This is a genomic window from Nitriliruptor sp. (genome assembly GCF_040882075.1).
Taxonomy (GTDB): Bacteria; Actinomycetota; Nitriliruptoria; order Nitriliruptorales; family Nitriliruptoraceae; genus Nitriliruptor.
Genome location: NZ_JBBEBZ010000114.1, coordinates 1 through 9,082, shown reverse-complemented (window position 1 = coordinate 9,082; position 9,082 = coordinate 1). Strand labels below are relative to the sequence as shown.

The 9,082-nt window shown below is 72.1% G+C and carries 8 protein-coding genes; all 8 read right to left on the bottom strand.

All coding sequences use genetic code 11. The annotated features are described in order from the left end of the window. Positions 1-247 precede the first annotated feature (247 nt). The 8 genes from WEB03_RS06620 to WEB03_RS06585 all read right to left on the bottom strand — a co-directional run bounded on the left by WEB03_RS06620 (position 248) and on the right by WEB03_RS06585 (position 8,705). Positions 248-1,807 carry an acetolactate synthase large subunit gene (locus WEB03_RS06620; protein WP_368070161.1) on the bottom strand — a complete coding sequence of 520 codons (1,560 nt, stop codon included), beginning with the start codon at positions 1,805-1,807 and terminating at the stop codon, positions 248-250. Next, positions 1,804-3,195: an FAD-binding oxidoreductase gene (locus WEB03_RS06615; RefSeq protein WP_368070160.1), complete on the bottom strand. Its 1,392-nt coding sequence runs from the start codon at positions 3,193-3,195 to the stop codon at positions 1,804-1,806. Before WEB03_RS06615 ends, WEB03_RS06620 begins: the two co-directional genes overlap by 4 nt. A gap of 86 nt (positions 3,196-3,281) precedes the next feature. Beyond that, positions 3,282-4,409, bottom strand: a complete 1,128-nt coding sequence (locus WEB03_RS06610; RefSeq protein ID WP_368070159.1) for an aromatic acid exporter family protein — start codon at positions 4,407-4,409, stop codon at positions 3,282-3,284. A 69-nt stretch (positions 4,410-4,478) separates the two neighbouring features. Next, complete coding sequence (gene glgA / locus WEB03_RS06605) at positions 4,479-5,690, bottom strand: glycogen synthase (protein WP_368070158.1); 1,212 nt, start codon at positions 5,688-5,690, stop codon at positions 4,479-4,481. After that, positions 5,687-6,934, bottom strand: a complete 1,248-nt coding sequence (gene glgC / locus WEB03_RS06600) for a glucose-1-phosphate adenylyltransferase (protein ID WP_368070168.1) — start codon at positions 6,932-6,934, stop codon at positions 5,687-5,689. Before glgC ends, glgA begins: the two co-directional genes overlap by 4 nt. A 50-nt stretch (positions 6,935-6,984) precedes the next feature. Further along, positions 6,985-7,392: a hypothetical protein gene (locus WEB03_RS06595; protein WP_368070157.1), complete on the bottom strand. Its 408-nt coding sequence runs from the start codon at positions 7,390-7,392 to the stop codon at positions 6,985-6,987. A gap of 59 nt (positions 7,393-7,451) precedes the next feature. Next, positions 7,452-7,922 (bottom strand): pyridoxamine 5'-phosphate oxidase family protein, encoded by a 471-nt coding sequence (locus WEB03_RS06590; RefSeq protein WP_368070156.1) that lies wholly within the window; start codon positions 7,920-7,922, stop codon positions 7,452-7,454. 159 nt (positions 7,923-8,081) lie between these two features. Further along, positions 8,082-8,705, bottom strand: a complete 624-nt coding sequence (locus tag WEB03_RS06585; protein WP_368070155.1) for a DNA-3-methyladenine glycosylase I — start codon at positions 8,703-8,705, stop codon at positions 8,082-8,084. Positions 8,706-9,082 lie beyond the last annotated feature (377 nt).

The window sequence follows — 9,082 nt, the reverse complement described above, 5'->3', positions numbered from 1 at the left end:
GTTCGGCGACCGGTGTCGCGTTCGCACCCGACGGGGCCAGCGCCACGAGCCCGGCAGCGGCCAGCACCGCCGCGAGCAGGATGCCGAGCGGACGACGGACGGTTGCACGGAACATCTTGCTCTCCCCGGAGACGCTGCAGACAGGTCTCCCCGGGGTTTCGACGCCTGGACCCCAGGTCCCTCCCCGACGCCGTGGCCGCCGCTGTTCGTGCGCCTCGCGGGCGGTGGCAGGCGAGCCTGCCGGGACTCAGAAGAGCTTCGGGATCATCGCCTCGACCAGCGATGGCCCGGGCGTCTCCAGGGCCGCTTCGAGCAGATCGGTGAAGCCCTCGGCGGTCGTGGCCCGGGCGGCGTCGACCCCCATGCCACGGGCGAGGTGGGTGAAGTCGAGCCGTGGCCGGCCGAGGTCGAACAGGTCGGCGGCCCGGGGCCCCGACCCCTCCGCCCCGACGCGCTGGAGCTCCATCTTGAGGATCTCGTAGGACGCGTTGTTGTAGATCACCACGGTGACGTCGAGCTCCTCGCGTGCCATCGTCCACAGGGCCTGGAGGGTGTACATGGCCGAGCCGTCGGCCTGGAGCGCCAGGACCTTGCGGTCGGGCGCGGCGATGGCGGCACCGACGGCGGCCGGCAGCCCGAAACCGATGGACCCGCCGGTCAGCGTGAGCCAGTCGTGGCGCGGGGCGTTCGCGGTGGTCATCGGCAGGGACAGGCTCGAGGTGATCGCCTCGTCCACGACGATGGCGTTCTCCGGCAGCAACGCGCCGACGGCGAGCGAGACCGTCCAGGCGTTCAGCTCGCCGGTCGGGCGTTCGGCGGGGTCTCCGCCGGGACGCGGAGGGTCCTCGTCGGCGCACCCCAGCTCGGCGGCGAGCGCGGCCAGAGCGCCGGTGGCATCGTCGGTCTCGCCGGCGAGCACCTGCACCTCGGTGCCGTCGGGGACGAGCTGGCTCGGCTTGTCCGGGTAGGCGAAGAAGGTCACCGGCTCCTCGGCGCCGACCAGGATCAGGTGCGCCTTGCCCGCGAGCTGCTGGCTCGAGGCTTCGGAGAGGTAGCCGAGCCGCTCGAGCGGTGCGACGCCCTGGCCGCGTGCGAGGCGCGTCGGGAAGACCTCGGTGAGGATGTCGGCGCCGGTGCTCCGGGCGATGGTCGCGGCGGCGTCGATCGCGCCGGCGTCGGCGAGCACGTCGCCGCCGAGCAGGATCAGCGCAGGTTCCCCCGAGCTGAGGGCCTTGGCCACCGACGTGACCGTGTCAGCCGGGACCTTCGCGCGACCGGCGGGCGCGATCGGAGCGGCCACCTCGCCGCCCTCGTTCCAGCTCACGTCGGCCGGGAGGATGAGCGTGGCGACCTGCCCCGGCGCACCGATGGCCGCGGCGACCGCCTCGGCGGTGTCGCGACCGAGCTGCTCGGTCGAGGTCGACGTGCGGACCCACGAGGAGACGTTGCGGGCGACGGTCTCGATGTCGGACTCGAGCGGCGCGTCGAGCTGCTTGTGGGGGAGCGCGTGGTCACCCACGATGTTGACGATCGGTGTCCCGGCACGTCGTGCGTTGTGGAGGTTGGCGAGACCGTTGCCGAGGCCCGGCCCGAGGTGGAGCAGCACGGCAGCCGGTCGCCCTGCCATCCGCGCGTACCCGTCGGCCGCGCCGGTCGCCACGCCTTCGAACAGCGCCAGCACGCCTCGCATCTCGGGGACGTCGTCGAGCGCCGCGACGAAGTGCATCTCCGAGGTCCCGGGGTTGGTGAAGCAGACGTCGACACCCGCCGCGACCAGGGTGCGGATGAGCGCGTTGGCGCCGTTCATGCCTGGACCTCCCGGTCGAAGATGGCCCCCGGGTTCAGGGTGCTGTTGGGGTCGAAGGTGGCCTTGATGCCCCGCATCAGCCGCACGTTGACGGGGTCGGTGAGCGCCAGGAAGTAGGGGCGCTTGTGGCGGCCGATGCCGTGCTCGCCGCTGATCGCGCCGCCGAGTTCGACCCCGGCGGCGAGCAGCGCGCCCATGACCTGGTCCCGGATCGCCTCGTCGGCCTGCAGGACGGACATGTGCACGTTGCCGTCGCCTGCGTGACCGCACCCGACGATCGGCGAGGAGAACTCGGCGGCGATCTCGCCGACGCGACGCACGTAGGTGGGGAGGGCGGCGCGCGGGACCACGACGTCGATGATGTCGTGGAAGCCGATCTCCTTGGCGGCGTAGAAGGCCTGCTCGCGGGCGGTGATCAGCTGCGCGGCCGCGTCGCCGGGCAGGACCAGGACGTCCGCGGCGCCGAGGTCATCGGTGAGCAGCCCGCCGAGCGCGAGGATGTCCTCGTCGACCCGTGCGGCGCTCGCATCATCGAGCTGGAGGACCAGGTAGGCCGCTGCCGAGTCGCGCACCGCGTCGCTGATGCCGAGCTCCATCCCGGAGCGGTGGACGATCGCCGCCATGGTCAGCGCGTCGATGTACTCGAGGACGAGCGGATCGGCACCGGAGGCGAGGATCGGTGGGATGGCCGCGGGGATCCGGTCGACGCTGTCGAACGGGGCCAGCAGCGTCCGGGTGTTGGCCGGCCTCCGGCTCAGCTTGAGCCAGATGCGGGTGACGAGCGCCAGCGTCCCCTCCGAACCGACGATGAGCTGGGTCAGGTCGTACCCGCTCGAGACCTTGACGATCTTGCCGCCCGTCCGGACGACGTCTCCGGAAGCGAGCACCAGTTCGAGCCCGAGCACGTGGTTGCGGGTGACGCCGTAGCGCACGGCCCGCATGCCGGCGGCGTTGGTGTTGACGGTCCCACCGAGCGTCGCGCTGTCCTCGCCGGGGCGGACGGGGTACACCAGGCCGTGCGGCGCGAGTGCCGCGTCGAGGTCCGCGAGCCGGACGCCGGGCTCGACGATGGCGACGCCGTTGTCGACATCGATCTCGACGATGCGGTCGAAGCGTTCGAACGAGACGACGATCCCGTCGTGGTCGGGGATGGCGGCACCCGCCAGGCCGCTGCCGGCACCCCGGGCTGTGACGGGGATCCCGTGGGCGTCGGCCTTGGCGAGGATCGCCGCGACCTCATCGGTGGTCTCCGGCAGCAGGACGAGCGCCGGCTGGTGCGGTTCGGCCGAGAGGGTCTCGTCGTGGCCGTACTCGGGGGCCACGTCGGGCCCCGTCAGGGTGCGGTCGGGGGGCAGCACGCCCCCGAGGATCGTCGCCACATCTGCCACGGGTCGCTCCGTCCCGGTCGGCTCCCGATCGCGAGCGGCACCCTAACCGTCGGGGGTGGTCGCGCCGGTGTGTCACGGGGGCAGCGTCAGGGACCCTCGTGATCCTTCCCGGGGGCGGTCCGGCGGGAAGACGGGTCCGGCGCGTCGTAGAGCACCCGCTGTGCTTCCTCGGTCCGCAGGCCCGACCCACGCAGCAGGTCGATGCCCGTCGCGCGGATCTGACCGACCACGCGGCTGACGGCCAGCGCGTGGGCGTCCGCGAACAGCGGACGTGTGCGGGCGGCGGCAGCGCCTGCGTGCCGTCTGGTGCGCTCGGCTGCGCCGGCCCCGGTGAGCTGTGCGCCGAGGGCCCGGACCGCGTCGGCGAGGTCGAGCACCGCGTCCGCCAGCTCCGTGGGTGCGCCCTCGGTCTCCGCCCCGTGACGCATGACGGCGACCGCGGCCCGAGCGAGGACGCGGGTGTCGCGGACGGCGAAGTCGAGCGGTTCGAGGGCCTCGGCGTAGCTGTCGACGAGGCCGCGTCGGCGTCGCTGGTGCGGGGCGATCCGCGCGGTCTCGTGAGCGACCGCGATCGAGCCACGCAGGTCATCGACCTCGGCGTCGAGCTCGCGGGCGCGGTCGAGCGCGCGATGGGCGAGGGCGTGGTCGTCCTCCCGGAGGGCCCGGGACACGTCCGTGAGCGTCGCGGCGAGGTCGTCGAAGAGCGGTCCCGCGGTGCGGCGCAGCTGTCGCTCCGGTGCGCGTGGCAGGAGCGCCGCGACCAGCAGGGCGGTCGCCCCACCGATGGCCGCGTGGAAGAACCGGTGCGGCACGAGGTCGAGCGTCGGCGGCTGCAGCGTCACGACCAGGATCGCGGCGACGGTCGCCTGCGCACGGACGATGGGGCCGCCCCCGGCGGCCGTCGCGGTCGCCATCGCGAGCACCGACACCAGGACCAGCTGCCACCCACCCGTCCCGATGCCGACCACGAGCAGGTCGGCCACGGCGATACCCGTGGCGACTCCGACGACGATCTCGACGGCGCGGCGGCCCCGCTGCGCCACGGTGTTGAGGACGATCACCGCGGCGATCGGCGCGAAGAAGGGATCGTGGTAGCCGAGGACCTCGGTGGCGACCAGCCAGGACCCCGCGATCGCCAACGCGACCTGCACGAAGGTGCGCCGCGCGTCACGCAGGCGAGCAGTGGCGGGACGGAGCGCATCGAGAGGCGACATGCCGGTGAGGCTACGCCGCCGGCGGGAGTCGACGGTCAGCTGCCGAGCTCCCGGTCTCCGATGCCTCGGTCAACCGAGGAGGCGGCGGTACAGCGCGGCCGTCTCGGCGGCGATGGCCTCCCAGGAGAACCGCTCCTCGACCCGCACGCGGCCGTTGTCACCCATCACCTCGGCGGTGTCCACGTCCTCGAACAGGTCGGTGATCCGCGCGGCGAGGTCACGTGCGAAGCCGGCCGGGTCGGCGGGCGAGCCCGTCCCATCGTCGCCAGGCTCGTAGTGGACGAGGCGTCCGGTCTCGCCATCGACGACGACCTCCGGGATCCCACCGACGGCCGAGGCGACCACGGGCAGGCCGACGGCCATCGCTTCGAGGTTGACGATGCCGAACGGTTCGTAGATCGAAGGGCAGACGAACACGTCCGCCGCGGACAGGATCTGGAGCAGCTCCGGCCGGGGCAGCATGGTCTCGATCCAGACGACCCGGACGTCCGCTCCCGCGAGTCGGTCCACGCGTTGCCGGAACTCGGCGGCCAGCTCAGGCGTGTCCGGTGCGCCGGCGCAGAGCACGAGCTGCGACCCGGCCGGGAGGTGGGCAGCAGCGTCGAGCAGGTGGACCACGCCCTTCTGTCGCGTGATACGTCCGACGAACACCGCGGTCGGCAACGTCGCGTCGATGCCGTGCTCCGTCAGCGCGTCGTCACCGTCGACCCGGTGCCAGGACGTCGGGTCGACGCCGTTGTGGATCACCTCGACCCTGCTCGGGTCGACCGCCGGGTAGCTGACGAGCACGTCGTCGCGCATACCTCGGGACACCGCGATGATGGCGTCGGCGTGCTCGAGGGCGGTCCGCTCGCAGAAGCTCGACAGGGCGTACCCACCACCGAGCTGTTCACGTTTCCAGGGCCGCAGAGGTTCGAGGCTGTGCGTGGTCACGACGTGTGGGACGTCGTGGACGAGGCCCGTGAGGTGTCCCGCCAGGTTCGCGTACCAGGTGTGGCTGTGGGCCAGCGCGACGTCGCCGGTCGCCGCGACCATCGACAGGTTGGCCGACACGGTCCGGAGGGCGCTGAGCTCCGGGGCGTCGCCGGCGAGCGCAGCCCACTCGCGGTGGGAGCCGGCGACCAGGTCGTCCTCGCGTGGCTCACCGAAGCAGTGCACGGCGACGTCGACGTGGCGGTCGAGGGCGCGCGCGAGCTCAGCGACGTGCACGCCGGCGCCGCCGTAGACGGCCGGCGGGTACTCCTTGGTCAGGATCCCGATGCGCGGTCGCTCGACGCTCACTCTTCGTCCGGACCGGGCACGTGGTCGCCCTTGCCGATGACCACGACGCCACCGTCCGAGACGTGGAAGCGTGCTCGGTCACGGTCGGGGTCGACGCCGATCTCGACCCCCGCGGGGATGCGGACGTTCTTGTCGATGATGGCGTTGCGCACCACCGCGCCACGGCCGACGTCGACGCCGTTGAGGAGCACCGATCGCTCGACGTGTGACCAGCTGTGGACGCGGACACCGGGGGAGAGGACCGACCGGCGCACCGTGCCTCCGGAGACCACGACCCCCGAGCAGACCATCGAGTCGACCGCTGTCCCGCGGCGACCGTCGTCGTCGAACACGAACTTGGCCGGTGGCAGCGGGTCGTGCCAGGTGTAGATGGGCCAGTCGAGGTTGTAGAGGTTGAAGATCGGGTGGACCGACACGAGGTCCATGTGCGCCTCGTGGTAGGCGTCGATGGTGCCGACGTCGCGCCAGTACCCGCGATCCCGATCCGTCGAGCCGGGGACGTCGTTGTCGCGCAGGAAGTCGTGCACCGCCGCATCGCCGCGCGCGACCATGCTGGTGATGATGTCGCCGCCCATGTCGTGGGCGGAGTCCTCGTCCTCCGCGTCGACGCGGAGCGCGTCGATCAGCGCCTCGGTGCTGAACACGTAGTTGCCCATCGAGGCGTACACCTGGGACGGGTCATCGGCCAGACCGACCGGGTCGCTGGGCTTCTCGCGGAACGCCGCGATACGTCCGGACCCGTCGGACTCGATGACGCCGAAGGCGCTGGCCTGCTCGATCGGGACGCGCAACCCGGCGACCGTCACCCCGGCACCCGACGCGATGTGCTCCTCGACCATCTGCGAGGCATCCATGCGGTAGAGGTTGTCCGCACCGAACACGCAGATGTAGTCGGGGGCCTCGTCTCGGATGATGTTCAGGTTCTGGAAGACCGCGTCGGCGGACCCGGCGAACCACCCCTTGCCCGTGCGCATCTGGGCGGGGACCGGCGCCACGTAGTTGCCGAGCATCGGCGACATCCGCCACGTCCGTGCGAGGTGGGTATCGAGGCTGTGGCTCTTGTACTGTGTGAGCACCACGATGCGGCGGTACCCGGAGTTCACGAGGTTCGACAGGGCGAAGTCGACCAGCCGGTAGGCGCCACCGAAGGGGACCGCAGGCTTGGCGCGGTCGCGGGTCAGGGGCGCGAGGCGCTTGCCCTCGCCACCCGCCAGGACGACCCCGAACACCTTCGGCTGCTGCACCACGCTCGCTCCCTGATCGCCGATGGGGCGAGACTAGGCGGCGCTGCGGTTCAACCGGCAGCAGCTTCGGCAGTGATCGGGCCCGCCTCGGGGTCCCACGCGAGCCCGTGCGCAGCGACGTCGGTGATCTCGACGGTGTAGCTGCCGGCCGGACCTGCCATGCGGAAGCGGATGCGCCCGAACAGGTCGGTCGTGCCCTGGACCGTGCGCGTGCGCTCCGGTCCGGAGACGCGTGCCTCCACCGACAGGTCGGGGCACCGGCGGCCCTCGGCGTCGCGGACCTCGATCAGGAAGGTGACCCGGTGGCGACCGTCGTCGAGCACCTCGGGTTCGAGGACATCGAGCTCGGTGACGCGGACCGGCTCGGCGAACAGCCCGGTCTTCGGCATGTCGTCACGCTGCTGCTCGAGCTTCGGTGCCGGCGTCCGGCGGCGCGCGAAGGGGTTCGGGAAGGCCACGACGGTGTGCTCCGGAGGGGCGGCGAAGATGTCGCACGGTACCGCCGCCCCGTCGCGGGTCAGGTCGTCACGTCGCCCTGCTCGCCCATCAGCTCGCGACCGTCGCCGGTGACCACCGATGCGATCCCGCGGATCGCTCGGCTGATCCCCGAGTCCGGGCCGTCCCAGTACTCGCCGTCCGACACGTCGACGTGGAGGGCGGTGAGCTTGGGGTCGTCGGCGCCGTCGAACCAGGCCTCCATCGGCTTGGACCACAGCCGCTCGAGCACGTCGGCCTCGTCGGTGAGGCCGACCTGGCCGGTGAGCGACACGTGGAGGGAGTCCTCCGGGTCGCTGATCACGATCGCGACGATCTCGTTCTCCGGCAGCGCTTCGACCCAGTCGGCCCCGCGGTCGGTGAGGAACCACAGCCGTGACCCGTCACGTTCGATGATGGTCATCGGGCGGGCGCGCTGATCGGCGGTGACGACCATGGCGATGCGCTCGCCGTCGAGCACGTCGTCGAGGGTCCGGGTGTCCTGGTCCTGCACGTGGGGCTCCTGTCCGGGGGTGGCCGGTGGCGTTCACCGGCGTTCTCGGAGCAGGTTCGCGTGACCGTGCCGGCGCGGACGGCGCGGTGACCACCGAACGACCACCGTCGGCGGGGTCAGGCGGACGAACGTCCACGCGACGCGCAGCCGATCAGGTGGTCACCCCGTGCTCGGGGTGCGGGAGGCGCAGCCGACCAGATGGTCGTCGACGAGGCCCATCGCCTGGCAGAACGCGTACGCCGTCGTCGGGCCGACGAACCGGAACCCCCGGCGCTTGAGATCGGCGGCCAGGACGGTCGCCTCGGCGGAGGTCGCGCGGACGTCGCCACGCGTCCGGGGGATCGGTGGTGCCTCCGGGGTGTAGCGCCAGACGAGGTCGTCGAGCGACGTCCCCTCACCGACGAGGTCGAGGTAGGCGCGCGCGTTGTGGACCGTGGCTTCGACCTTGCCGCGGTGGCGGATGATCCGTGCGTCACCCAGGAGACGGTCGACGTCCTCGGGGCCGAACGCGGCGATGCGTTCCGGGTCGAAGTCGGCGAACACCTCCCGCAGCGCGGGGCGACGGCGCAGGATGGTGAGCCACGACAGCCCGGCTTGGAAGCCTTCCAGGCAGAGCTTCTCGAACAACCGCCGGTCGTCGTGGACGGGCCGGCCCCACTCGGTGTCGTGGTAGCGGCGGTACTCGAGATCGTCGCCGGGCCACCAGCACCGCAGGACGCCGTCCTCGCCACGGACCAAGCCGTCGGGCAGGCCCCCGGACGGCTCCTCGCTGAGGTCGGGCACGTCGACTCCTGGGTGTGCAGGCGGCTCGCGACGGTAGGCGCTGGCGCTGCATCACGCCGCGTGGCGTTGACAGCGCAGGAGGGGGCTGCGACCCTCTCCGGGTCCCCTCGGATCATGGCTCAGTCACGCGTGCGCGTGGGAGCAGTTCCGGGGTTCGCACCACCGCCGCCGCGCCACCCGGTGCGCCGGCCTGTCCGCCCATCCGCGACCGAGAGACCTGTCCCCGATGTCCGAAGCCCCCGACACCAGCTCCACCCCCACGCCCGCCGATCAGAGCGCGGCCCCCAGCACCCCCGAATCCGTGGTCGTCAGCCAGGATCCGGGCGGTCAGATGACCTCCACCGGCGACGCCATCGTCGAGAACGACCTCTCCGAGG